The organism is Janthinobacterium sp. GW821-FHT03C10 (assembly GCF_059420865.1).
In genome coordinates, this window is record NZ_JBWKUN010000010.1 from 189,815 (window position 1) to 214,952 (window position 25,138).

A 25,138-nucleotide genomic window follows, 5' to 3' on the forward strand; every position below is an offset into this window, starting at 1 on the left:
GTATTTTCTCTTGAATCAGACATTATCCATACAATACGTCCATATTAAAAAGAAATGAAAATATTATTTATCGTTGCATCAGGAATGTTATCGCTCATACAAACGCCGTCAGCCTCCGCGGAGAATCTGAATGGAAAAACGCTGTATGTCCAGCGATGTGCCGTGTGCCATGGCGCAGAGATCAAGGGCACAGGGCCATTGGCGAATAAAAGCACGCCTCCCACACCGGACCTGACAACGGCCGCTTTCAAGAAACGCCTGAAGGATTATCCGGGCGTGATCGTATCCTCGGTCATACTGCGTCCGAATGGCGATTTGATTCCAAAGACCTTGAAAGAGAATGGCGTCAAGATCGCGCCATACGCCTGGCGGGTAAAGGATTTTCGCGATTTGAATCAATACATGAGCGATGTGATTTTCAAAAACCGCTGATCTTACAATCAGCGAAGTACGCCTCGCGCAGGAATCATCCGCAATTAATCATGCTGTTTGAATAACTCCGCACACTTGTCGCGCAGGAAATCGCGCAGCTGCAGCACCAGCGGCGTCACTTGCGCCCGGTGCATGCAGACTAGGTGCAGGGGCGTCGCCTCGCCCGCCACGTCGGGCAGCAGCACGTGCAGGCGGCCGGCCGCCAAGTCGCCGGACACGTCCAGCCGCGATTTATAGGCGATGCCCAGCCCCGCCACTGCCCAGCGGCGCACCAGCTCGGCATCGTCGGCGCTGCGGTTGCCGCTGACGGAAATCGTCACTTGCTCGCGCTGGGGCAGGCGGTAAAAGGTCCAGCGGTCGTGCAAGCCGTCTTCCAGCGCGAAGCGCAGGCAATTGTGCTGCAGCAAGTCTTCCAGCGCCAGCAAGGGGCCATGTTCGCGCAGGTAGCCGGGCGAGGCCACCAGCACCCTGTCGTTGGCGGGGGCGATGGGCATGGCGATCATGCTCGAATCGTCTTGCTGGCCGTAACGCAGGGCAATGTCCACTTGCTGGCGCACCATGTCGGCCACCCGGTCGCTGACGCTGAGCTGGTACTGCAGCTTCGGGTGGCGCGACTGGAATGCGTCCAGCCAGCCCAGCATCAGGTTGCGGCCCAGGTCGGAAGGCATGGCAATTTTCAAGGTTCCGCCGAAACTGTCCTTGCCGGCCAGCAGCGCATCATGGCCCGCGCGCAGCAGGCGCAAGGCTTCGCGCGCGTGCTCCAGGTATTGCGTGCCTTCCGGCGTCAGGCTCAGCGAACGGGTCGTGCGGGCCAGCAGGCGCAAGCCCAATTCCCCTTCCAGGCGCTTGACGGCGGCGCTGGCCAGCGCTGGCGAGATGCCGATCTCGCGCGCGGCCGCCGACAGGCTGCCCCGGTCGGCCGTGCGCACAAATACCTGCAAGTCATCGAGTCGCAGCAATTTTCAGCATTCCTTTGAAAGTGTTTCGGTACGCGCCCTCTTTTTCGCTGGCGAGAAAATGGCCATGATACGTCATCAAGCCTGTATGGCGTAGGTCGGATTAGGTCCAAAGGACCGTAATCCGACAACATTGTTGGCGTGGCCGATGGTGGTGTCGGATTACGCGCGGTACAGCCGCGCTAATCCGACCTACCCGACTCCATCACTGTTTTACCAAAGGAAGAATATGAAAGCCATCGCCTACCACCACAGCCTGCCCATCACGGATGCCAACGCCCTGCTCGACATCGATCTGCCCGTGCCCGTCGCCACGGGACGCGACCTGCTCGTCGCCGTCAAGGCCGTCTCCGTCAACCCCGTCGACACCAAGGTGCGCAAGAACCGCGCGCCGAAAGACGGCCAGCCCGAAGTACTGGGCTGGGATGCGGCCGGCGTCGTCACGGCCGTCGGTCCCGACGTCACCCTGTTCCAGGTGGGAGACAAGGTCTGGTACGCAGGCGCCATCAACCGCCCCGGCAGCAACAGCGAATTTCAATTAGTCGACGAGCGCATCGTGGGTCACATGCCGGCCAGCCTGGACTTTGCTCCGGCCGCCGCCCTGCCGCTCACGGCGATCACGGCCTGGGAATTGCTGTTCGACCGCCTGCAGCTCAGCCGCGACAGGAGTCTGACCGGCAAGTCGCTGCTGGTGATCGGTGCGGCCGGCGGCGTCGGTTCCGTGCTGGTGCAGCTGGCGCGTCAATTGACGGGCGTCACCATCATCGGCACGGCGTCGCGCGCGGAAACGGCCGATTGGGTCAAGCAACTGGGCGCCCACCACGTGATCGACCACAGCCTGCCGCTGGCCGCCGAAATCACGCGCCTGGGCTTGCCGCCCGTCGATTACGTGATCAGCCTGAACCAGACGGACAAGCATTTCGAACAGATCGTGGAACTGATCGCGCCGCAGGGGAAATTTGCCCTGATCGACGACCCCGAGCACATCGACGTGCGCAAGTTCAAGGGCAAGAGCGTGTCCCTGCACTGGGAACTGATGTTTACCCGTTCGCTGTTCCAGACGGCCGATATGCTCCAGCAGCATGCACTGCTGGAGGAACTGGCGCAGCTGGTGGACGCGGGCGTGATCAAGACCACCGTGGCCGAGCGCTTCGGCACGATCAATGCGGCGAATCTGAAGCGCGCGCATGCCTTGCTGGAGAGCAATACGGCCAAAGGCAAGATCGTCCTGGAAGGTTTTAACTGATCAGGTAATCAAAATGGCCCGGAAATCATTGACGTTCGTCAATGTCGGGCCCGTGATCACACTATCTCCCAGCGCCTGGAAGAAGCCGTGTCCATCGTTGTTGTCGAGGCTGTCGCGGGGCTTGATGCCCAGCGCCCAGGCGCGCCGCAGGGTGTCAGGCGCCAGACAAGCGCCGGCGATCTCTTCCTGGCCATCGACGCCATCCGTGTCGCCGGCCAGCGCGTGGATGCCCGCTTGCCCGTCCAGCGCGATGCCCAGCGCCAGCAAAAATTCCACGTTGCGCCCGCCGCGGCCGTTGCCGCGCACGGTGACCGTCGTTTCGCCGCCCGACAGCAGCACGCACGGGGCGGGAAACGGCTGGCCCCGCACCGCCGTCTGCAGCGCGATGCCGGCCATCACCTTGCCCACGTCGCGCGCCTCGCCTTCCAGGCTGTCGCCCAATATATACGGCGTGACGCCGGCCGCGCGCGCCACGGCGGCCGCCGCTTCCAGGGCCATCTGCGGCGTGGCGACCAGGGTCGTGCGCGTGCGCGCCAGCCGCGGATCATCGGGTTTCACGGATTCGCCGCGCCCGCTTTCCAGCGTTTTTCTTATGCTCTCCGGCAAGTCCATGCCATAGCGGCGCACGATGGCCAGCGCGTCCTCGCACGTCGTCGCGTCACCCACCGTGGGTCCGGAGGCGATATCGCCCAGCTTGTCGCCGGGCACGTCGGAAATCGCCAAGGTCACCACTTGCGCCGGATGGCAGGCGGCTGCCAGCCGGCCGCCCTTGATGGCGGACAAATGGCGGCGCACGCAATTCATTTCGCCGATAGTGGCGCCCGACGCCAGCAGCGCACGGTTCAGGGTTTGCTTGTCTTCCAGGGTGATGCCGTCCAGCGGCAAGGCCAGCAGCGACGAACCGCCGCCCGAGATCAGGCACAGCACCGTATCGTCCGCCTGCAGATTGCTAACCAACTCCAGCATGCGGCGCGCCGCCGTCATGCCGGCAGAGTCCGGCACAGGATGCGACGCTTCCACGATCTCGATGCGCTCGCACGGCACGGCATAGCCGTAGCGCGTAACGACGAGCCCCGACAGCGGCCCCGGCCAGTGCCGCTCGACGGCTTGCGCCATGGCGGCCGAGGCCTTGCCGGCGCCGATGACGATCAGCCGCCCCTTGGGCGCGGGCGGCAGATGGGGCGGTATGCAGTGCGATGGCTGGGCCGCTTCGATGGCGGCCTGGAACATGGCTTGCAGTAAGGCGCGCGGCGCGGGGGGCGTCGTCATGGTGTTCTCCTCGGGTATCCGAACCCGATCATAGCAGGGACGGCGCCGCCCGGCGGCTAGAATGGCGTCTTGACCACATCACAGGAACACCATGAGCGACGCCATCGAATGGACCAGTCTTGCCCGCACCTTCGGGCTGTTTACCGTCACGGCCGTGGCCGAATTGCTGGGCTGCTACCTGCCCATGCTATGGCTGAGCAACAAGGGTAGCGCCTGGCTGCTGTTACCGGCCGCCATCAGCCTGCTGGTCTTCGTGTGGCTGCTGACCTTGCATCCGGCCGCCAGCGGACGCGTGTATGCCACGTATGGCGCCATCTATATCGCCACGGCGCTGGGCTGGCTGTGGCTGGTGGACGGCATCACGCCCGCCTGGACGGATGTGACGGGCGTGGGCCTGGCCCTGGCCGGCGCCGCCGTGATTGCCATGGGACACAAGGCAGCATAATTACGCCGCGTGCTGGCGGAAATTCGTTTCCGCCGACCAGGCCGCGCTGGCGCGGGCCAGCAGCACGGCTTCGCCATCGGCCAGCCAGTCGTCCGCGTCGGCGATCTTCCACATGGCTTGCAACAGCTTGCGGCGCAAGTCCGGGTCCGTGATTTCATCGAGCAGGCTGTCGATCACGCCATGGGCCAGCTGCACGGCGCCATGCACGGTCGACGTCAGCATGTCGTCGCACAGGTCTTGCAGCAGCTGTTGAAAGGCGGCCGGCGCCAGGTCGATATGCTCGAGAATCTTGCTGCGGTGCATGGCTTGTAGCTCGGCGCTGGCCAAGTTGCCGTCGACCACCATCATCAGGGCCAGGATACGTCCCGCTGCCTGGGGACTGTTCGCTTCATAGGTACGCATGATTTCATTCTTTCATTGTGATTGATCAAAAGACGCGCCACCGCCGTGCGGGGCGCGCCGTATTGCAGTTTTACTTTTTGTCGCTACGGGTGATGAACACGCTCGCCACGCAGCTCGATACGATCAGCACCGCCACCACCAGCAGCGACGCTTCGACGGGCACGTGGTACCACGGCATGACCAGCATCTTGGCGCCGATGAACACCAGCACCATCGCCAGGCCATACTTGAGCATGTGGAAGCGGTCCGCCACGTCCACCAGCAGGAAGTACAAGGCACGCAAGCCCATGATGGCGAACAGGTTCGACGTGAAGACGATGAACGGGTCCGTCGTGATGGCGAAGATCGCCGGGATCGAGTCCACCGCAAACACCAGGTCCGTCACCTCGATCAGGATCAGCACCAGAAACAGCGGCGTGACATAGCGCAAACCGCCCTTTGCCACGAAGAAACGCTCGCCGTGGTCGCCGTCCGCCACCCGCAAGTGACGGCGGGCAAAACGCAGCACGGGATTGTTCGCCACGTCCGGTTCCGCATCGGTCGCCACCAGCATGCGCATGCCGGTAATCAACAGGAAGGCGCCGAACAGGTACAGCACCCAGCTGAACTCGCTCACCACCCACGCGCCGGCCATGATCATCACGGCGCGCATGACGATCGCGCCCAGCACGCCGTAGATCAGCACGCGGCGCTGGTACTGGATCGGCACCTGGAAGGCGCTGAAGATCAGCAGGAAGACGAACACGTTATCGACCGACAGGGCTTTCTCGATCAGGTAGCCGGAGAAAAACTCCAGCGCCTTCTGGTTGGCGATCTCGGGACCGGCCGTGCCGTTCAGATACCACCACAGGCCGCCGTTGAACAGCAGGGCCAGGCTGACCCACACGAGCGACCACGTCGCCGCTTCCTTGACGCCCACCTTGTGCGCCTTGTTGCCGCCGAAGACGAACAGGTCCAGCGCCAGCATGAACAGGACGAATACGATGAAGCCGGCCCACATGGGTGCCGTTGCAATGCTCTCCAGGCCGTTCATCGGCGGCCTCCGCAACTGTCTGTGTCTATCCTGATGCCCATGGCATTCTCCTTGCATGAATTGAGCAGTCATCATAGGCTGAATATAAACATCGAACAAATCGAATATAATTTACGAATACATCGAAAAACTCGATGTATTAATTTGCCGGGAACAAACATGTCGACACTCAACTTCAAGCACTTGCGCTATTTCTGGATGGTGGCCAAGACGGGCAGCATCGCCCGCGCGGCCGAGCAGCTGCACCTGACGCCGCAATCGATTTCGGGCCAGCTCAGCGACTTTGCCGACACCCTGGGCGTGGAACTGTTCCGCCGCAGCGGGCGCAAGCTGGAATTGACGGAGACGGGCAGGCGCATCCTCAGCCATGCGGAAGAGATTTTCAGCACGGGCGACGAATTGCTGGAAATCGTGCGCGACCAGTCGCGCACGGCGACGACGACCTTCCGCGTAGGCTGCGCCGATTCCGTGTCCAAGCTGATCGCCTGCCGCCTGGTCGAACCGGCGCTGGGGCTGGCCGAACCGCTGCGCATGATCTGCCGCGAAGGCCGGCTGGCCAGCCTGCTGGCGGACCTGGCCGTGCACCGCCTGGACCTGATCATCGCCGACCGCCCCATGCCGTCCCACTTGAGCGTGCGCGGCTACAACCACCTGCTGGGCGAAAGCGGCATGACCCTGTTCGGCACGCCGGCCCTGGCCGCCACCCTGGAAGGCGGCTTTCCGCTATGCCTCGATGGCGCGCCGCTGCTGCTGCCGGGCGAGGACTTCGCCATCTATGGCCGCCTGCTGCAATGGCTGGGCGACAACCACCTGCACCCGCGCATCGTGGGCGAGTTCGACGACAGCGCCATGATGCAGGCCTTCGGCCAGTCCGGCGCCGGCCTGTTCTTCGCCCCCACCGTGATCGTGCCCCAGGTGTGCGAACAGCATGGCGTGGTGGCGCTGGGCCGGGTCGACAGCCTCGTCGAGCAAGTGTATGCGATCACCACGGAGCGGCGGCTGAGCCACCCCGCCACCATCGCCATCAGCCAGAGCGCGCGGCGCGAACTGTTCGTGTAGTAGTTCCACAACTGAAGTTCCACAATTAAAACCCCGCAAATACATTTGAGCAAATACATCTATATAATGGCAAGCCTCCCCGACGCCCTGCGCGCCCCTTCCAGGACTTGCCGCAATGAAGCACTTGCACGACATCCCCTCTGCCTTCAAGCATGAATTTGCCAACCCGCGCCTGTGGTGGTCGCGCGCCGTCGTCGTCGGCATGGCCGCCGTCGCGGGCCTCGTCGTCGTGGGCTTTACGTGGCTCGCGGAAACAGCGCTCGATTGTTTTCTCTTTTTTAACGGCAAGGCCTGGTGGTTCGCCCTGCTGTGGACACCGGCCTGCGCCGCCCTGCTCGTCTGGCTGACGCGCCGCTATGCCATGGGCGCGGCCGGTTCCGGCATCCCGCAGGTGATGGCGACACTGGACCCGGCCGTGGCGCCGGAACAGCGCTCATTGTTTGTGTCCCTGAAACTCAGCGCCGCGAAGATCGGCCTGACGGCGGGCGGCTTGCTGGGGGGACTCTCGCTGGGGCGCGAAGGGCCGTCCGTGCAGATCGCCGCCGGCGTGATGCTGGCCGCGCGGCGCTGGCTGCCGCGCCACGCGCAGGTGAGCGCCCATTCGCTGCTGGTGGCCGGTGGCGCGGCCGGCATCGCGGCCGCCTTCAACACGCCGCTGGCGGGCGTCATGTTCGCCATCGAGGAACTGTCGCGCTCGCCCGAGCAGCGCAACAGCGGCTTGATTGTCGCCGGCATCGTGCTGGCCGGCATGATGGCCGTGTCCATCCACGGCAACGCCACCCACTTCGGCATCATCCATCCCGGCCCCATCGGCCTGGCGCTGGCACTGCCAGGTTTACTGGTAACGTTGGTCGCGGGCGTGGCCGGGGGCCTGTTCGCCCGGCTGCTATTGGCGTCCGCCCGGAGCAATCCGCTGGGAAGATTATCGGCGTGGAGAACAGGCCGGCCCGTGCTGTTCGCCGCCGTCTGCGGTTTGCTGGTGGCGGCCATCGGCATCGCCAGCCACGGCGCCACGTTCGGCAGCGGCACCGTGGCCACGCGCGCCATGCTGGAAGGTTCCAGCGACGTGGCGCCGGCCTTTGTTGCCTTCAAATATGTGGCGACGTGGCTGACCGTGTGGTCGGGCGTGCCGGCCGGCATCTTTGCACCATCCTTGGCCATCGGCGCCGGGATCGGGCATGACATTGCGCAATTGCTGCACTACCCGCATGCGCCCGCGCTGATCGCGCTGGGCATGGTGGGATTCCTGGCCGCCGCCACGCAGGCGCCGCTGACGGCGTTCATCATCGTCATGGAAATGGTCGACGGCCACGGCATGGTGCTGAGCCTGATGGCCTGCGCCGTGGTGGCCAGCACCGTCTCGCGCGTGCTCAGCGAACCGCTGTACGGCGCGCTGGCCCAGCTGCAGCTGCAACGGCTGCCGGCGCCACCGAACTAAAAATGGCTGCAGGGGCGCAGCAAGCTGCCCTCCTGCCATGCGCAGAGGGTTCGCGTGCCGTCCTCGGCCCAGTTGCGCTCCAGCCCGTGCTTTTCCCCATGCACATAATGGAGGTGCGATTTTTCGCGGCCGTCCGGCCACCAGGCCTCGTACAGGCCCTCGCGCTGGCCGTCCAGATACGTCCCGCGCTCGGCCAGCCGGCCATTCGGATGAAACGCTGTCACTTCGCCCGACAGCACGCCATCGGCAAAATGGGCGCGGTTGCTGACCTGGCCATGCTCGTCAAAGCTCAGGTATTCGCCATCGGCGGGCTGGCCCGCGTGGTACCGCAATTCACGGCTCAGCTGGCCATTCGCATGGTAGTGACTATGCAAGCCCTCGTACTCGCCGCCGCGGTAAGCCTTGCGGCTTTTTAGCGTGCCATCCGCATACCAGGCGACGTTCACGCCATCGAAGTCGCCCTCGCCGTTGCGCTCTTCCAGCAGGGCCGGCTGGCCATCGGCGAAATACACGCTGCGCTGATAGACGTAGCGGGGCGACTCCGGGTCCGCGCCGCGCAGCCAGGCATCCATGTGCAGCTTGCCCGGCGGCTGCGCGAAATACAGCTGCCAATGCCAGGCCTGGCGGACCGCATCGTGGCGCAGCGGCGCGCGCTGCTCGTACATGGCGGCGGCACGCCCGGCAGGCTGGTAATCCGCGTCGAAATACAGGATGGCCGGCGACGGCTCGGAAGGCAAGGCCGGGGCGGCCGACTCAGTGGCCATGGAAAGGGATGAACCGGCCAGGACGGTAGCCAGCAAAACGGGAATGACGATCTTCAAGGCATGCTTTCATCAACGGTGCGATGGCGCCGATGATAAGGGCAAGCGGAGCGGCCCGGCCGCACGCTTGCCGCGTGATTACATGGTGAACGGAAACGGCTGCATGCCACCCTGCCTGTCATCGGGGGCGACGACGGCCAGCAAGGCGTTCAAGCCCTGGTTCAGGTGCGCCAGGCTGTCGGGGTCCAGCTGGGCCAGCGCGCTGGGCAGCAAGCCGCGCGCCGGCTGCGGCGCACCGGCGATCACGGCTTGCCCTTCCGCCGTCAGGGTGAGCGTAACGACGCGCTGGTCGGGCTGGTCGCGTGCCTTGCGCACATAGGTTTTCTTCACCAGCGCCTCGACCAGGTTGCTGGCCGTCGTCTGGTGTAGCGACATCTTGCCGGCCAGCTCGCCCATGCGCAGGCCTGGCCGCTCCAGCAATTCCTGCATCACCCACAGTTGCGCGCCCGACACGCCGCATTGCTTCTCGATCTGTGCCGAATGCCGCTGCGCCGCGCGCATGACCACGCGCATGTTTTGCAAGGCCATGCCTTGCGCCCTGGCCATTGCCGAAACTTCCGCTTCCACCACCATTGCCTCCAGTTATCAGACCCGGCTGCGCACCTGCTGGCGGGCCGGAATCCCTGCATGATACCTGCAAAGGCGGGTGGATTCCTAGCGCATGGGGACTGGCTCTCCGGCTTGCCAAGCCTGCTCCAGCACCAGCTTGCCGGCCGCGTCCCACTGGCGTTCGATGCCGTGCTTCTGGCCGCGTTCGTACGGCACGATCTGCCGCAGGCTGCCGTCGCCGTACCAGGTCTGCAGCAAGCCATGGCGCTGGCCGTCGCGCATGGGCGTGACACTGGCGCGCATGCCGTTGTCATGCCATTCCGTTAAGTCGCCCTGCTCGCGCCCTTGGGCATCCTGCTGCCAGGCAACGGTCGGCTGGCCATTGCTGCCCCACTTCTGCATGCTCAGCAGCTTGCCCTTGCGGTACAGCGCTTTCTGCACCAATTGGCCATTGTCATGGCTGTCGAACGACCAGCCGTCGGGCTCGCCATTGCGCCAAGTCATGCTGGCGAGTACCTTGCCATCGGGCGCCAGGGTGACTGCCTCGCCATCCTGCTGGTCATGGATGAAATGGCTGCGCTGGAACAGCTTGCCGTCTGCGTAAAACAATTGCTGCAACCCATGCATCCTGCCGCCCTTCAGGAAGGCGCGGCTGCTCACCTTGCCATTCGGCCCATACGATACATACTCGCCATCGGCCATCTGCTGGCCGTGGTAAGTGATGCGGTTCATCAGCTGGCCATTCTCATGGTAAGACTCGACAATACGGTCGCGCCCGTTCGGCAGCCGGGTCACTTTTTGCTTGAGCTGGCCGTTGTCATAGAACGACGTGCCGCCGGCCGGTGCCTGTGCCTGCGCCGCCAGCGGCAGCACCGTCATGAGCGCTGCCAGCAGCGCCAGGCGCATTTGCTGTGCATACCGCATGCGATCCCCCCTATTTCGCGGCCACGGGCTGGCCATCGTGCCACGCCTGCTCCAGCACCAGCTTGCCGGCCTTGTCCCACTGGCGCTCGATGCCGTGCTTCTTGCCGTGCTCATACGGCACGATCTGCCGCAGGCTGCCGTCGCTGTACCAGGTCTGCAGCAAGCCGTGGCGCTGGCCATCGATAAACGGCGTCACGCTGGCGCGCACGCCGTTGGCATGCCAATCCGTCGTGTCGCCATGGTCGCGCCCCTGCGCGTCTTTCTGCCACGCAAACTTGGGCCGGCCATTCGGCCCCCACGTTTGCAAGCTGAGCACGGCGCCTTTCCGGTACAGCGTCTTGTTCGACACGACGCCATTGCCATGGCTTTCAAACGACCAGCCGTCGGGCTGGCCGTGCACCCAGACGGTCCGGGCCAGCACCTTGCCATCCTCGGCATACATGACAAACTCGCCCTCGCGCTTGCCATCGACGTGCCGTCCCCTTCGGAACAGCTTGCCATCGGCATAAAACGATTCCTCGAGGCCATCCATCTGGCCATTGCGGCGATACGAGCGGTTGCTGACGGCCCCGTTCGCGCCATACGACACTTGCTCGCCATCGGCCATCTCGTCGCCGTGGTACAGCGTGCGGCTCATCAGTTGGCCGTTCTCGTGGTACGTTTCCGAGATGCTGTCGCGCCCGTTCGGCAACGCGGTCACTCTTTGCTGGACCTGGCCATTCTCGAAGTACACGCAGCCGCCCAGCAGCTCCTCGCCCTGGGCATTGAAATAGGTTTCCCGCAACAGCTGGCCATTCTCGTGGTAATACTTGCGAAACTTTACGAACCTGATCTGACTCAGGTCCAGATCCGTGGCATAGGTTTCAAAGGCCAGCACGCCCGGCGTATCGGGAAATTCGAGCCGTACATGCCAGGCGCCCAGCGCCTCGTCGCGCACGGGCGGCGTGCGCAGCGCATACACGGCGCGGCGCTGGTTGCTGGGCATGAAATTTTCATCCAGATACATGGTCCGGTCTTCCTCCTGCAAGGTTGGCGTTGGCGCTGGCGACTGCGCCGCCGGCTGTTCCTGCGCCGCCAGCGGCCAGGCCGCACCCAGCGCGGCGGCCAGCAGCCAGCGCATCGTCTGTTGCATCGTCTGTTGCATCCTCATGTTGCTGTTCATGTTGCTTTGCGGCCACTATCATAAAGGCAAGCGCCGTTCGCCATGGGCACGATTGCCGCCCCCGCCATAAAAAACCGGGACCAGACCTGCTGGTCCGGCCCCGGTCCGGGGACATGCGCTGGCGCGGCAGGCGCGCCACACATCAGCCCATGCCATCCTTGACGGGCGACAACTGGCTCGCATGCAGCCGTGCATACGCGCCGCCCTGCTGCAGCAAGGCGGCATGGCTGCCCGACTCGACCAGGCGCCCGCCCTGCATGACGACGATGCGGTCGGCGCTTTCGATGGTGGATAAGCGGTGGGCGATGACGATGGTGGTGCGGTTGCGCATCAGCACTTCCAGCGCCGCCTGCACCGAGCGCTCCGACTCCGTGTCCAGCGCGCTGGTGGCTTCATCGAGCAGCAGTATCGGCGCATCCTTGTACAGGGCGCGCGCGATGGCCAGGCGCTGGCGTTGCCCGCCCGACAGGCGCGAACCGTTCTGCCCCGCCTGGGTCGCGTAACCCTGCGGCAACTGCATGATGAAATCGTGCGCGTAGGCGGCGCGCGCCGACGCTTCGATCCTGTCCTGATCCGGGGCCGGGTCGCCATACGCGATATTCGCCGCCATCGTATCGTTGAACAGGATCACATCCTGGCTGACGAGGGCGAACTGGCGCCGCAGGGCCAGCAAGGCGTAGTCGCGCAAGTCGACGCCGTCGAGCAGGATCTGGCCGCCGCTGACGTCATAGAAGCGCGGCAGCAAGCCCAGCAAGGTCGTCTTGCCGCCGCCCGAGCCGCCCACCAGGGCCACCGTTTCGCCGGCGCGGATGTCGAGCGTGATATCGCTCAAGGCCGTGGGCGCATCGGGGTCGTCGCTGTTGTAGCGGAAGTTGACGTTCTGCAGAGACAGATTGCCCTGCACGGTGGCCGGGGCGATGGTGCCCGGGTCCGGTTCCAACGGCGTGTCGATCAGGCCGAAGACGGACTCGGCCGCCGCCAGGCCCCGCTGCAACGGCTCATTGATCTTGGTCAAATTCTTGATCGGCGACTGCATGGCCATCAACGCACCCATGAAGGCAACGAAGGCGCCCGGCGTGATGGCGCCGCTTTGCGCGCGCAGCATGGCGAAATAGATCACGGACGACAGGGTGATGCCGACGAGCATCATGATGAAGCCGGAATTCATGGCCGACGTGGCCGCGTGCTTGACGGCCAGCTGGCGGTTGCGCTTGACGACATCGACGAAGCGCGCCTGCTCGTAATCTTGCCCGCCGAAGATTTTCACCACGCGCTGGCCGCCGATGCTTTCGTCGAGCACGGACGTCAGCTCGCCCACGGCTTGCTGCGAACTCTTGCTCAGATGGCGCATGCGGCGTCCCGCCAGGGTCACGACGATGGCCACGATGGGCATCGATGCCATGCAGAACAGGGCCAGTTTCACGTCGATGCTGAACAGCAGGATCAGGTAGCCGATGGTGGCGACGGAATCGCGCACCATCACATTGAGCACGTTCAAGCCTGCCTGCGACACCTGGCTGGCGTCGAAGGCCACGCGCGACTGCGTCAGGCTGGTGGTGGTGGTATCGAAAAAGCGGCTGGGCAGGCGCATGATGGTGGCGAACATCTTTTCGCGCAGATCGGCCTGCACGCGGCTCGATAGCCAGACGGAACCGTAATCGCCGGCAAAACTGGAGACCATGCGCAGCACGGCCAGGCCCAGGATGGTGGCGGGAATCACCCATAGGTCCACCTGTCCTGCCTGTGCCGGCAGGAAACGGTCGACCCAGCCCTGCAGCATGCCCATCACGCCGGACACGGGCGCGACCTGCGTGCTGGCCGTCGTGCGCATGGCGTCGACGACGTTTTGCAGCTGGCGGATTAACAGCACATCGGTGGCGGACGCCACGCCCACGGCCAGCAAGGTGGCGGCAACGATGGCGCCATAGCGGCGAAACTGGCCGGCCAGGCGGAAGAACAGGAGGCGACTTTGCTGCATGCAGGTGACAGAAGTGAGGGTAAAGCGTGATTCTAACCGCTGCCAGACTTACCTATGAGAAAGTCGTCACCTTGCCGGCGCAGGACCGGCAAGGAAAGGTACGGGCTATCAGCTCTTCGCCACTTTCCACGCGGCCGTGCCAGCCTTGCAGACCTTCAGCTTCAGGGTCTGTTCCTGGCCCTTGGCGCTCAAGCCCACCTGCACCTTGCGGCACGTTTGCGCATCCGTCTTTTCCGTATCGCTGGCCGTGATGTCGGCGGCGATGCGCACGGAATTGCGCAAGCCTTCATTGCTCCATTGCACGGTTTCGCCATCTTTCTTGTCGTTGAGCACGTCGGTGACGGCTTTCACGAAGACGGGCTTGTCGTTCTTGTTCAGGTAAGCCATCGGCGTATCTGCCAGGAAACCCAGGCCGACGGCGGAAGCGGAAGCGCTGAAGACGACGCTGCCCAGTATCAAGGTGGACAACAGTGTGGCGGGACGAATACGCATGGAAAACTCCTTTTAAGTAAAAATAGGGACCGCCGGGGCGGCCCTTAGCCGGGATCCGCCGGCGAAATACCCACGGCCAGCAAGGCGTCGATGCTGGGCACGAAATAGATCGCCGACGACAGCGCCGTGGAAAAATCCAGCAGCCTGTCCGTCTTGGTGACGCCATCATAGCCTACGCCGTACATTTGCCGCAGCATGCCCATGGTCACGGTGATGTCCTTGCAGAAACCGACAAACATGACGCCCGCCTCGGTCGCATTGGCGTAATTGGCATTGCGGCGCACGATATCGACTTCCTCGCCATCGCGGATGAACTGGTTGCGGCCCACGTGGGAATCGACGGGCAGCGGCGACAATTCATGGCTGCCGGCCTTGGTGCGGCCCCACACCTGCTCCGCCGCGTGCACGGGCAAGGCGCGCAGGCGCTCCACGTCCATGCGCCATTTCTGCAGCAGCACGGTCGAGCCGCCCGCACCTGCCTCGCCATCGGGAATGATGGCCACGCCATTCGCGCGGAACGGATTCGGGTTGGCGACGCCGTCGGCAAAGCCGTCGAAGGTCACGTTATTGTGATACGGAAAACACACCTGCTCGCTGGCCAGCTCGGCGCAGGGACTCAGCAAGGTGAGCGTCGTGCGCATGCTGTCGTACAGGGTGGCCGCGTTCGACTGCGTGATCCAGACCCAGAAATCGTGCTGGGTGGCGGGCGCCGTCTTGCCGTTGGCGCCCACCAGGTCGTGCGCGAACGATGCCATGTTGTCCGGCACGCAGCCGGGGCAGGCTGCGCGCCACAACTCGGGCTTGAATCCCAGCACCACATTGGCCGTGCCGCCCGTCAACTGGTGGTGGCGGTTCAGGGTGGGGTCCAGGATGCCCGTGACCCCGGATTCCCACAGTTTGCCCAGCAGCCTGAACAGCTGCTCCGGTTCAACGCCGGCCTTCACATTGAACTGCAAATGCACTTCGTCGCGCGCGACGACAGACAGCATGCTTTGTGGAATTGCCATGACCAATATTCCTTTTTTCGTTTTCCAGGTGAATCTTAAACCAGAAGTGCCGGATGGCAGTTTCATTTAGGCAACATGCGATATTTGTAACTATAGGTCGTCATGAATTGGACGATAATGCAATGACGTAGAGCAAGAATCAAGAATGGATACCAATGAAATTGTATGAAAAGCTCGTCAGCGACATCGAGCAACTGGTGGCCCAGGGCGTGCTCTTGCCCGGCGAACGCATACCTTCCGTGCGCCAGACCAGCCAGCAGCACAAGCTGAGCATCACCACGGTGCTGCGCGCCTACGTCAAGCTGGAAGGCATGGGCGTGATCGAAAGCCGCCCCCAGTCCGGCTACTTCGTGCGGCCCCGCGCCGACGGCGATGCGCAGCCGGCCGACCTGTGCATGCAGGCCTCCCAGCCGAGCACCGTGCCGGCCGAAGTGCACGTCAGCCGCCTGGTGCTGTCGACCCTGCGCTCGATCGGCTTGCACGACGCCATCCCGCTGGGCTCGCCCTACCCCGATCCCGCGCTGTTTCCATGGGAGCGCATCAACCAGTACGCAAGCGCCGTGGCGCGCCGCAACCGCGACTGGAGCATGACGGACGACCTGCCGCCGGGCAACCCGCAACTGATACGCGAAATCGCCCGCCGCTACCTGGAAAACGGCCTGGCCGTCGATCCCGACGAAATCATCGTCACCGTGGGCGCCACGGAAGCCATCAACCTGTGCCTGCAAGCGGTGGCCAAACCGGGCGACACCATCGCCGTCGAATCGCCCACCTTCTATGCCATGCTGCTGGCCGTCGAGCGGCTGGGCATGAAGGTGGTGGAAGTGTCCACCGATCCGTATGACGGCATCAGCATCGAAGCGCTGGCCGACATCATGGCCCGGCAACCGATCGCCGCCGTCATGGTCATGCCGAACTTCCAGAATCCGCTGGGTTTCCAGATGTCGGACCAGCGCAAGCGGGCCCTGGTTCAGCTGCTGGAGCAGCACGACGTGCCCGCCATCGAAAACGGCGTCTACAACGAACTGTATTACGGCGACGCCCACCCGTCCTCGCTCAAGTCCTGCGACCGCAAGGGCCTGGTGCTGCACTGTTCCTCGTTTTCCAAGAGCCTCAGCGCCGCCCAGCGCGTGGGCTGGGCCCTGGCCGGACGCTACCGCAGCAAGGTGGAGGAACTCAAATTCCTCAACACGCTCACCACCTCGTCGTTCCCGCAGCTGGCCATCGCCGAATACCTGCAGAACGATGGCTACGAACAGCATCTGCGCCGCACCCGCAAGGCCTACGCCCAGCAGGCGCGCATCATGGCCGCCGCCGTGCTGCGCTTCTTTCCTGCTGGCACCAAAGTCTCGCAACCGCAGGGCGGCTACGTGCTGTGGGTGGAGTTGCCGGGCAACGTGGACTCCATGCAGCTGTACCGGCGCGCGCTGGAATGCAAGATCACGGTGGGCCCGGGACGCATGTTTTCCGTCAGCCAGGCCTACAGGCATTGCATCCGCCTCAACTACAGCTATCCGTGGAGCGTGGAGGTGGAACAGGCGATCATCTTGCTCGGCAAACTGATCACCGAATTCTTGTAGACCATTCACCCGCCCACCAGCGACATGCGCACGGTGGGATACTGCTTGCGCTGGGCGCCGCCCACCTGGGCCAGCGCGCCGCGCACTTCCGAGTAGCGGTCGCCACGGCGCTGCCAGTGCCGGCGCAGCACGGTTTCCAGCCCTTGCGCGCCTTGCGCAGGATCAAGCTGGGGCCGCAGGTCGAGGCCGTCCTGGGCGAACAAACAAGTAAACAGCTTGCCATCGGACGACACGCGCACGCGGCTGCAGTCGCCGCAGAACGGCTGCGACACGCTGGAAATGAAACCCACTTCGCCGCCGCCATCGAGGTAACCATAACGGCTGGCCGTCTCGTGCAGGATCGGCTTGCCTTCGCCCAGCGACACGAGAGGAAATTCTGCCGCGATCAGCGCGCGCGCCGCCTCCGACGTGACGACGTGCGTGCGCGACCAGGCGCCGATGCCGCCCACGTCCATGAATTCGATCAGGCGCAGGATCACGCCCGTGTGGCGGAAGTGGCGCGCCAGCGGCACGATCTGGCTGTCGTTGACGCCTTTCTGCACGACCATGTTGACCTTCACGGGGTGCAAGCCGACGGCTTGCGCTACCTCAATGCCGTACAGCACTTTCTCGACGGGAAAGTCGACGCCATTCATGCGCTGGAAGATGCCGTTGTCCAGGCTGTCGAGGCTGACGGTGACGCGGTCCAGGCCCGCCTCCTTCAGCGAGCGCGCCTTGGCCGCCAGCAAGCTGCCATTCGTCGTCAGCGCGATGCTCACGGCGCGCCCGTCCGGGGTGGTGAGGCGCGCCAGCATCTCGATCAGCCGTTCCAGATTCTTGCGCAGCAGCGGTTCGCCGCCCGTGATGCGGATCTTATCCACGCCCAGGCGCACGAAGGCGCGCGCCATCGTTTCGATCTGCGCGAAGGACAGGCGCTCGCTTGATGGCAGGAACGGGTAATCGCTGGGGTAGAGCTCGGCCGGCATGCAATAGGTGCAGCGGAAGTTGCACTGGTCGATGACGGAAATGCGCAAGTCCGTCAGGGGGCGGCCCAGCATGTCCACGCAGGGCGCGATATGGTCTGGCTGCCGGAGTTCTGGCTGCGGAGACAGGATGGTATTCATTGTGCTTCCCCCTTGATGTGCATTCGTCAGGACGTAGCATAGGGCGAATGGGGGCAGGCCAGGAGGTACAGTCCGGCGCCAGCCGATAGAGTACAGATGCGGTTTTACTCTGCCGGCGGCGGCGCGAACACGCTGGCGCACAGCTCGGCACCCGCCGCGGAGAGCAACGCGCTGCCGCCGCCGCTCTCCGCCGTGTTCACGACGACCAGGCCCGCGCTGGACAGCGCATTGAGCTGGCGCAGCAAAGTACTCATCTGTACCCCTGCCCGCTTGGCCAGCTTGGCCAGCGACCACGGTTTCTCGGGCGCCTCCTGGTGCGCTTGCCACAGCAGCGCCAGCAGCGCTATCAGTGCCGCGTCGACTTCGTCTTCCTTGTTGTGCATGTTTTTCTCCTTGTCCACATCATAAATCAGCGCTGGCGCCGGCGCGACCGGCATCGTCGTCTTGCCATCTGTACTCTGTTTTTTTGTCCGGAACTGTGCGCCTACGGGGCAGTCCGCCGCCCCTACCATGTGATTGTCCCATCGCATATCACCAGGAGAGTCATCATGAGCAAGCCAAAGTCCGACGCGCGCATCGCGCCCTACACCCATGCCGCGGCCGGCTGGGGTGCCCTCAAGTACGTGGCCATCAACCTGTTCAAGGAAAAAGTCAGCGCCGGCAATTACCGTTCGCTGTTCGAGCAAAACCAGCCCGACGGCTTCGACTGTCCCGGCTGCGCCTGGCCCGACCGCGAACACGCGTCGACCTTCGAATTCTGCGAAAACGGCGTCAAGGCCGTGGCCGCCGAATCGACGAGCAAGCGCGTGCGCCCCGAGTTTTTCGAGGAGCACACGGTCACGGCATTGATGGAGCAGTCGGACTATGATCTGGAACAACATGGCCGTTTGACGGATCCCATGGTGTACGACGCGGCCAGCGACAAATACCAGGCCATTTCCTGGGACGACGCCTTCGCCCTCGTGGCGCACCATTTGCACGCGCTGGACGACCCGAACCAGGCCGCCTTCTACACGTCGGGCCGCGCCAGCAACGAGGCGGCTTTCCTGTATCAGCTGTTCGTGCGCGCCTATGGCACGAATAACTTCCCCGACTGCTCCAACCTGTGCCACGAAGCGACGAGCCGCGGCTTGCCGGAAACGGTGGGCATCGGCAAGGGCACGGTGCTGCTCGACGACTTCGAGCATGCGGATACCCTGCTGCTGTTCGGCCAGAACCCCGCCACCAACCACCCGCGCATGCTGGGCGAATTGCGCGAAGCATCGCGCCGCGGCGCCACCATCGTTTCCATCAACCCGCTGCATGAACGGGGCCTGGAACGCTTCACCAGCCCGCAACACCCGCTGGAAATGCTGACGGGTGGCAGCACGAACATCTGTTCGCTGTTCATCTGCCCGACATTGGGCGGCGACTTCGCGCTGATCAAGGCCATGGCCAAGCGCGTCGTCGAGCTCGATGACGACGCCATCGCCCACGGCCAGGAGCGCGTGCTCGACTGCGATTTCATCGCCGAACACACGAGCGGCTTCGACGCCTTCGCGGCCGACCTGCGCGCGGAAAGCTGGGACTTGCTGCTGGCCGAATCGGGCGTGGCGCGCGACAAGATCGAAGAGTTGACGCAAATCTATGTCAAAGGCAAGGCCGTCATCGCCACCTGGGGCATGGGCGTGACGCAGCACAAGAATTCGCTGGCCACCGTGCAGATCCTGTCGAACTTGATGATGATGCGCGGCAATATCGGCAAGCGCGGCGCGGGTCTGTGCCCGGTGCGCGGCCACTCGAACGTGCAGGGCGACCGCACCATGGGCATCGAAGAACAGCCGACCAAGGAATTCCTCGACCGTCTGGGCCTGGTCTTCGGTTTTGAACCGCCGCGCCACCACGGCTACGACGCCGTCGGTACCATCGAGGCCATGCTGGAGAAAAAAGTCAAAGTGTTTGTCGCGCTAGGCGGCAATTTCTCGATGGCCACGCCGGACACGCCGCGCACCTGGGACGCGCTGCGCTCGTGCGACCTGACGGTCCACATCGCCACCAAGCTCAACCGCAGCCACCTCGTGCACGGCAAGGATGCGCTGATTTTGCCTACGCTGGGCCGCACGGAAATCGACGTGCAGCAAGGCGTGGCGCAGGGTGTGACGGTAGAAGACTCGATGAGCATGGTGCACATCTCGTTCGGCATGAACCAGCCCGCCTCGCCCAATCTGCGCTCGGAAATCGCCATCGTGGCCGGCATGGCGCAGGCGACACTGGGCAGCGAAAAGATCGACTGGCTGCGCTATTCCGGCAACTATGCGCTGCTGCGCGATTCTATCGAGCAAGTATTCGACGACTTTTTCGACTACAACTTGCGCGTGGCCAAACCGGGCGGTTTCCACCTGGAAATTGCATCGCGCGAACGGGTGTGGAAGACGGACAGCGGCAAGGCGCAATTCCTCGTCAACGCCGTGGAACGCGATACCCCCATCCATCGCGCGCGCCAGCAATACGGCGAGCGCCTGATGGTGCTGATGACAACGCGTTCGCACGACCAGTACAACACGACGATCTACGCCATGGACGACCGCTATCGCGGCGTGTTCGGCCAGCGCCGCGTCGTCTTCATCAACAAGGATGACCTGGCCATGCTGGGTTTTGCGGCCGGCGACTGGGTCGACCTGATCGGCGTGTGGCATGACGGCATAGCACGCCGCGCCGACCGCTTCCTGCTGGTCGAGTACGACATTCCGCGCGGCTGCATCGGTGCCTACTACCCGGAAACCAATCCGCTGGTGCCGCTGGGCAGCGTGGGCCACGGTTCGCGCACGCCGACCTTCAAATCCATCCCCGTGCTGCTGTCGCCTTCAGCCGCCCTCAGTTGATCAGGAGAACGCCATGTTCGGTTTCGATACCCTGGACCTGTCGCGCGCGCAATTTGCGATGACGGCCATCTTCCACATCCTGTGGCCCATATTGACGATCAGCCTGTCGCTGTTCCTGTTCGTCGTCGAGGCGCTGTGGCTGCGCACCAGCGACCCCGTCTACTACCGCCACGCGCGCTTCTGGAGCAAGTTGCTGGTACTGAACTTTGCCGTCGGCGTCGTCAGCGGGATTCCCCTGGAATTCCAGTTCGGCACCAACTGGGCACCGTTCTCGCACCATTCGGGCCAGTTCATCGGCAACATCCTCGGCTTCGAGGGCGCCATGGCCTTCATGCTGGAAGCGGGTTTCATCGGCGTCATGATGTTCGGCTGGGGCCGCGTACCGAAGGGCGTGCACCTGTTTGCCACCGGCATGGTGGCGCTCGGCTCCAGCATTTCCTCGTTCTGGATCATGGTCGCCAATTCCTGGATGCAGACGCCGGCCGGCGTGCGCGTGGTCGACGGCAAGATCATCGTCACCGATTACGTGGCCGCCATCTTCAATCCCGACATGGCCTGGGCCGTGGGCCACATGTGGGTGGCCGCCGTGGAAACGGGCTTGATCGTCATCGCCGGCATTTCCGCCTGGTATATGTTCAAGCGCAGCGAACCGGCCTTCTTCGCCCGCTCGTTCAAGCTGGCGCTGATGCTGTTGCTGGTCATTGCACCGTTGCAAGTGTGGCTGGGCGACTCGAGCGGCGTCGACGTCTTCAAGACCCAGCCCGCCAAGGGCGCGGCCATCGAAGGCCACTGGCACACGAATCCCGATGGCGAAGGGGCGGCCTGGTCCTTGCTGGCCTGGCCCAACCAGACCGAGCAGAAGAACGACTGGTCGCTGGAAGTGCCCGGCATGCTCAGCGTGATCGCCACGCATAGCGCCACGGGCAAGATCACGGGCCTGGCCGACATCGCCCGCGCAGACCAGCCGCCCATGCTGCCGCTGCTGTACTACGCGTTCCGTGCCATGGCCGGCATCGGCATGTGGTTCGTGCTGCTGGCGTTCTGGACCTTCGTCGCCTGGCGCAAGGTGGGCGGCCGGGTGCAGGAGTTCGTGCGCAACCGCAAGCTGCTGCTGGCCTGGGTGCTGACGATACCGCTGCCCTACATCGCCGTCGAGTGCGGCTGGATCGTGCGCGAGGTGGGACGCCAGCCATGGGTCGTGTACGGCTTGCTGCGCACGCGCGACGCCGTTTCCGACGTGGCGGCCCATGCCGTGGCCGGCAGCATGCTGATGTTCTGCGTGTTTTACATCGTGCTGTTCCTCACTTTCTTCGTGTTCGCCAGGAAATGGCTGCAACAAGGCCCGGACGTGGCGCTGCCCCTGCCCGATGCCGTACATGCCACGGGGTATTGAAATGCGCCCCCATCAATCAAGGAGTTTGTAATGGATATCAATTCGCATGCCATGCTAGGCAACGCCTGGTTCGGCCTGATCGGCCTGATGCTGGTGTTTTACGTGGTCACGGACGGCTTCGACCTGGGCGTGGGCATCCTCAGCCTGTTCACCCGCCGCGAGCAGGAACGCAACCTGATCTTCCAGTCCATCGCCCACGTGTGGGACGCCAACGAAACCTGGCTGGTGGTGGTGGGCGGCGCCCTGTTCGGCGCCTTTCCCAGCGCCTACGCCACCCTGCTGGAACAATTGTACATTCCCATCATGCTGCTGATCGCCAGCCTGATCATGCGCGGCGCCTCGATCGAGTTCCGCCATGCGGCCGGCAACAAGCGCCTGTGGGACCTGATCTTCGGTGTGGGCAGCCTGCTGGCCGCCGTGGCGCAGGGCGTGGTGCTGGGCGAAGTCATCACGGGCTTGCAGCCGGGCCCGCTGAGCGGCACCTTCACGGCCTGCACGGCGCTGGGCGTGGTGGCCGGCTATTGCCTGCTGGGCAGCACCTACCTGATCAAGAAGACGGGCGGCCAGCTGGAAGCGGCGGCGCGCCGCTACGCGACCACCAGCGTGCTGGCGACGGTCGCGGCCGCCATCGTGCTGTCGGCCGGCACCATGGTCTTCAGCGCCATCGGCCACGACCGCTGGGCGCAGCCGGGCGTGTTCGGCGTGCTGCTGGCCCTGGCCGCCGTCGCCGCCAGCGCTTTTATCTACATCCTGTGGGCCGTGCACGTGAACGGCGTGCGCGGACCGTTCCGCGGCGCCATCGTACTGTTTTTGGCCTCGTTCGCGGGCCTGGCCATCAGCTTCTTCCCGGACCTCGTGCCGGGCAAGCTGAGCATCGCGGCGGCCGCGTCCGATGAGCCGACGTTGATCTTCATGCTGATCGGCATGGGTTCCATGCTGCCGATCATGGTCGGCTACAACCTGTTCCAATACTACGTCTTCGAGGGCAAAGTCGTGCCCCGCAAGCATTGATCGGCATCAGATCATGATCATTCGGCCTACCACCAACTGGTTCCGCATGCTGTTCGTCTGGAACGGCTCGGTGCTGCAAGCCATCATCCCGCAACTGCTGCTGATGCTGGTCGTCAGTTCGCTGGCCTTGCTGACGGACGGCCGCATCTTCGGCGTCAAGATTCCGCTCGATACGGCGCCGTTTCCCATGGTCGGCATCAGCCTGGCGATCTTCCTCGGCTTTCGCAACAACGCCAGCTATGCGCGCTTCGTCGAGGCGCGGCATATCTGGGGGCAATTGCTGATCGCCGCGCGGGCCCTCGCTTCGCAGGCGCTCACGTATCTGCCGCAGGAAACGAGCGGCCTGGACCACCAGTTGCTGCTGCGCCGCCTGATCGCCTTCGTCTACGCGCTCAAGCACCAGCTGCGCCAGACGGACCCGCAAGAAGACCTGGCGCGCTACCTGCCGGCCACGGAAGTGCAGCAATTGCAGGGCGTCAACTTCAAGCCCGTCGCCTTGCTCCATTCGGTGCGCGCCATGCTGCACGAGGCCGTGCAGCGCCAGCCGGGCCAGATGCAGCTGCTGTGGACGCTCGACACCCAGCTCAACGACCTGGCCGCCACGGTGGCCGGCTGCGAGCGCATCAAGAACACGCCGATCCCGTATCCATACGGCGTGCTGGTGCACCGCACCGTCTACATGTACTGTTTTTTACTGCCGCTGGGCCTGGTGGACGCCATCGGCGTGGCCACGCCCCTCATTTCCGTCTTCGTTGCCTACACCCTGTTCGCGCTGGAAGCCATCGCGCAGCAGATCGCCGAACCGTTCGGCCTGGCGCCCAATTGCCTGGCCCTCAACGCCATGACGCGCGAAACGGAACGCTCGCTGCTGGAATTGAACGGCGACCCGCTGCCGCCTTCGATACGGCCCTGCCCCCGCTATCAAATCAATTAATTTATATGCCTAACAAAACCGTAGCGAGCGGATGTGAGTTGTGGCTGAGAAGCGCAGCTGTGCGAATGCACAGTGAGCATCGCAGGCCGCAAATCGCGACGCGCAGTAGGTTTGGTCAGGTATAGGAGGAGAAAATCATGGAATGCGACATCACCACCATCGAACGCGATGGTTTTCTGGAAGTGCCCATGGTGCGCCACCAGGGGGGCGTGGCCACAGCGGGCCGCGACATGGTGGCCGAGGAATATCCCGTGGCCCTCGTCTACAACGGCATCGCCCACGCCGTGATGATGGCCACGCCGCGCGACCTCGAGGAATTCGCCGTCGGTTTCACCTTGACGGAGGGCATCGTCGGCAGCGTGCGCGACATCTACGACCTCGACGTGTGCTGCGGCGAAGACAGCGCGGAAGTGCGGCTGACCATCGCGCAGCCTGATTTGATCAAGCTCAAGGCCCGCCGCCGCGCGCTGACGGGGCGCACGGGCTGCGGCGTGTGCGGCATCGAAAGCCTGGCCCTGCTGGACCTGGTGCCGGAAAAGATTACGCGGCCCCTGCCGCCGCTGGTGGCCAGCAGCGCCATCCTCGGCCGGGCCGCGCGCGAACTGCTGCCCTACCAGGAGCTGATGCACAAGACGGGCGGCGTGCATGCGGCCGCCTGGTGCACGGCCGAGGGCGCGGTGGTAAAAGTGTTCGAGGACGTGGGCCGGCATAACGGCCTCGATAAACTGATCGGCTACCTGGCGCTGCACCGCATCGCCATGCACGACGGCTTTGTCTTCCTGTCCAGCCGCGCCAGCTATGAACTGGTGCGCAAGTCGGCGCGCATGCATATCGGGCTCGTCGCCACCATCTCGGCGCCCACCTCGCTGGCCATCCGCATCGCGCGCCAGGCCGGCATGCAGCTGGCCAGCTTTTGCCGCCGCGACGGTTTTGTCGATTACACGGCGGGCGAAGGGGAAAATAGCGGCCAGCATGCACCGTGAACAGCCGATGCTACATTCTTTGCCGTAAAGCAAGTGCACGCTTGACTTGCCGTCGCTGCG

24 protein-coding genes are annotated in these 25,138 nt (G+C 64.1%); 11 read left to right on the plus strand and 13 right to left on the minus strand.

The window, feature by feature from the left end:
• Positions 1-54: 54 nt before the first annotated feature.
• Positions 55-432 carry a c-type cytochrome gene (locus AC07VH_RS26970; protein WP_494789280.1) on the plus strand — a complete coding sequence of 126 codons (378 nt, stop codon included), beginning with the start codon at positions 55-57 and terminating at the stop codon, positions 430-432.
• Positions 433-476: 44 nt separating this feature from the next.
• Here AC07VH_RS26970 and AC07VH_RS26975 read toward each other — a convergent pair whose 3' ends face one another.
• The gene (locus AC07VH_RS26975; RefSeq protein ID WP_489628280.1) at positions 477-1,391 is read right to left on the minus strand and encodes a LysR family transcriptional regulator; all 915 of its coding nucleotides are present in this window, start codon (positions 1,389-1,391) and stop codon (positions 477-479) included.
• Between the two features lie 226 nt (positions 1,392-1,617).
• On the opposite strand from AC07VH_RS26975, the gene AC07VH_RS26980 reads away from it, so the two are divergent.
• Entirely contained in the window at positions 1,618-2,634 is a 1,017-nt protein-coding gene (locus tag AC07VH_RS26980) for a zinc-binding alcohol dehydrogenase family protein (protein WP_494789281.1), read from the plus strand.
• Here the strand turns inward: AC07VH_RS26980 and AC07VH_RS26985 are convergent, their stop codons facing one another.
• Positions 2,635-3,903: a glycerate kinase type-2 family protein gene (locus AC07VH_RS26985; RefSeq protein WP_494789282.1), complete on the minus strand. Its 1,269-nt coding sequence runs from the start codon at positions 3,901-3,903 to the stop codon at positions 2,635-2,637.
• A gap of 91 nt (positions 3,904-3,994) precedes the next feature.
• On the opposite strand from AC07VH_RS26985, the gene AC07VH_RS26990 reads away from it, so the two are divergent.
• Entirely contained in the window at positions 3,995-4,348 is a 354-nt protein-coding gene (locus AC07VH_RS26990) for a YnfA family protein (RefSeq protein ID WP_475415977.1), read from the plus strand.
• Here AC07VH_RS26990 and AC07VH_RS26995 read toward each other — a convergent pair whose 3' ends face one another.
• Together AC07VH_RS26995 and AC07VH_RS27000 are read right to left on the minus strand one after the other, a co-directional pair.
• Complete coding sequence (locus tag AC07VH_RS26995; protein ID WP_070224889.1) at positions 4,349-4,750, minus strand: TerB family tellurite resistance protein; 402 nt, start codon at positions 4,748-4,750, stop codon at positions 4,349-4,351.
• Between the two features lie 70 nt (positions 4,751-4,820).
• Entirely contained in the window at positions 4,821-5,783 is a 963-nt protein-coding gene (locus AC07VH_RS27000) for a TerC family protein (protein ID WP_494789283.1), read from the minus strand.
• A gap of 159 nt (positions 5,784-5,942) precedes the next feature.
• Here AC07VH_RS27000 and nhaR point away from each other — a divergent pair, with 159 nt between their 5' ends.
• Positions 5,943-6,842: a transcriptional activator NhaR gene (nhaR, locus tag AC07VH_RS27005; protein ID WP_494789284.1), complete on the plus strand. Its 900-nt coding sequence runs from the start codon at positions 5,943-5,945 to the stop codon at positions 6,840-6,842.
• Between the two features lie 115 nt (positions 6,843-6,957).
• A complete protein-coding gene (locus tag AC07VH_RS27010; protein ID WP_494789285.1) occupies positions 6,958-8,280 on the plus strand; it encodes a chloride channel protein in 1,323 nt (440 codons plus the stop codon).
• Here the strand turns inward: AC07VH_RS27010 and AC07VH_RS27015 are convergent.
• The 7 genes from AC07VH_RS27015 to AC07VH_RS27045 all read right to left on the minus strand — a co-directional run bounded on the left by AC07VH_RS27015 (position 8,277) and on the right by AC07VH_RS27045 (position 15,213).
• Positions 8,277-9,101, minus strand: coding sequence for a toxin-antitoxin system YwqK family antitoxin (locus tag AC07VH_RS27015; protein WP_494789286.1), 825 nt, complete (start codon positions 9,099-9,101; stop codon positions 8,277-8,279). The genes AC07VH_RS27010 and AC07VH_RS27015 overlap by 4 nt on opposite strands.
• A 78-nt stretch (positions 9,102-9,179) precedes the next feature.
• Complete coding sequence (locus tag AC07VH_RS27020; protein WP_475415980.1) at positions 9,180-9,674, minus strand: MarR family winged helix-turn-helix transcriptional regulator; 495 nt, start codon at positions 9,672-9,674, stop codon at positions 9,180-9,182.
• 81 nt (positions 9,675-9,755) lie between these two features.
• Positions 9,756-10,574: a toxin-antitoxin system YwqK family antitoxin gene (locus AC07VH_RS27025; protein WP_494789287.1), complete on the minus strand. Its 819-nt coding sequence runs from the start codon at positions 10,572-10,574 to the stop codon at positions 9,756-9,758.
• A gap of 10 nt (positions 10,575-10,584) precedes the next feature.
• Positions 10,585-11,706 (minus strand): toxin-antitoxin system YwqK family antitoxin, encoded by a 1,122-nt coding sequence (locus AC07VH_RS27030; RefSeq protein ID WP_494789288.1) that lies wholly within the window; start codon positions 11,704-11,706, stop codon positions 10,585-10,587.
• 172 nt (positions 11,707-11,878) lie between these two features.
• Complete coding sequence (gene msbA / locus AC07VH_RS27035) at positions 11,879-13,714, minus strand: lipid A export permease/ATP-binding protein MsbA (RefSeq protein WP_494789289.1); 1,836 nt, start codon at positions 13,712-13,714, stop codon at positions 11,879-11,881.
• A gap of 108 nt (positions 13,715-13,822) precedes the next feature.
• Positions 13,823-14,206 (minus strand): hypothetical protein, encoded by a 384-nt coding sequence (locus AC07VH_RS27040; protein ID WP_494789290.1) that lies wholly within the window; start codon positions 14,204-14,206, stop codon positions 13,823-13,825.
• 44 nt (positions 14,207-14,250) lie between these two features.
• Positions 14,251-15,213, minus strand: a complete 963-nt coding sequence (locus tag AC07VH_RS27045; protein WP_494789291.1) for a Dyp-type peroxidase — start codon at positions 15,211-15,213, stop codon at positions 14,251-14,253.
• A 155-nt stretch (positions 15,214-15,368) separates the two neighbouring features.
• Between AC07VH_RS27045 and AC07VH_RS27050 the strand changes: the two genes are divergently transcribed.
• Positions 15,369-16,793, plus strand: a complete 1,425-nt coding sequence (locus AC07VH_RS27050; protein ID WP_494789292.1) for an aminotransferase-like domain-containing protein — start codon at positions 15,369-15,371, stop codon at positions 16,791-16,793.
• Between the two features lie 5 nt (positions 16,794-16,798).
• Here the strand turns inward: AC07VH_RS27050 and moaA are convergent, their stop codons facing one another.
• A complete protein-coding gene (gene moaA, locus AC07VH_RS27055; RefSeq protein ID WP_494789293.1) occupies positions 16,799-17,896 on the minus strand; it encodes a GTP 3',8-cyclase MoaA in 1,098 nt (365 codons plus the stop codon).
• A gap of 104 nt (positions 17,897-18,000) precedes the next feature.
• Positions 18,001-18,279, minus strand: coding sequence for a helix-turn-helix domain-containing protein (locus AC07VH_RS27060; protein ID WP_494789294.1), 279 nt, complete (start codon positions 18,277-18,279; stop codon positions 18,001-18,003).
• A gap of 165 nt (positions 18,280-18,444) precedes the next feature.
• Between AC07VH_RS27060 and AC07VH_RS27065 the strand changes: the two genes are divergently transcribed.
• From AC07VH_RS27065 to fdhD, 5 genes are all read left to right on the plus strand, one after another.
• On the plus strand, positions 18,445-20,757 hold the full coding sequence (locus AC07VH_RS27065; protein WP_494789295.1) for an FdhF/YdeP family oxidoreductase: 2,313 nt from the start codon (positions 18,445-18,447) through the stop codon (positions 20,755-20,757).
• Positions 20,758-20,770: 13 nt separating this feature from the next.
• Positions 20,771-22,150 (plus strand): cytochrome ubiquinol oxidase subunit I, encoded by a 1,380-nt coding sequence (locus tag AC07VH_RS27070; RefSeq protein ID WP_494789296.1) that lies wholly within the window; start codon positions 20,771-20,773, stop codon positions 22,148-22,150.
• A 30-nt stretch (positions 22,151-22,180) separates the two neighbouring features.
• Positions 22,181-23,161, plus strand: coding sequence for a cytochrome d ubiquinol oxidase subunit II (locus AC07VH_RS27075; RefSeq protein WP_494789297.1), 981 nt, complete (start codon positions 22,181-22,183; stop codon positions 23,159-23,161).
• Between the two features lie 13 nt (positions 23,162-23,174).
• Positions 23,175-24,095: a bestrophin family protein gene (locus AC07VH_RS27080; RefSeq protein WP_494789298.1), complete on the plus strand. Its 921-nt coding sequence runs from the start codon at positions 23,175-23,177 to the stop codon at positions 24,093-24,095.
• Positions 24,096-24,232: 137 nt separating this feature from the next.
• Positions 24,233-25,078 (plus strand): formate dehydrogenase accessory sulfurtransferase FdhD, encoded by an 846-nt coding sequence (fdhD, locus tag AC07VH_RS27085; protein WP_494789299.1) that lies wholly within the window; start codon positions 24,233-24,235, stop codon positions 25,076-25,078.
• Positions 25,079-25,138 lie beyond the last annotated feature (60 nt).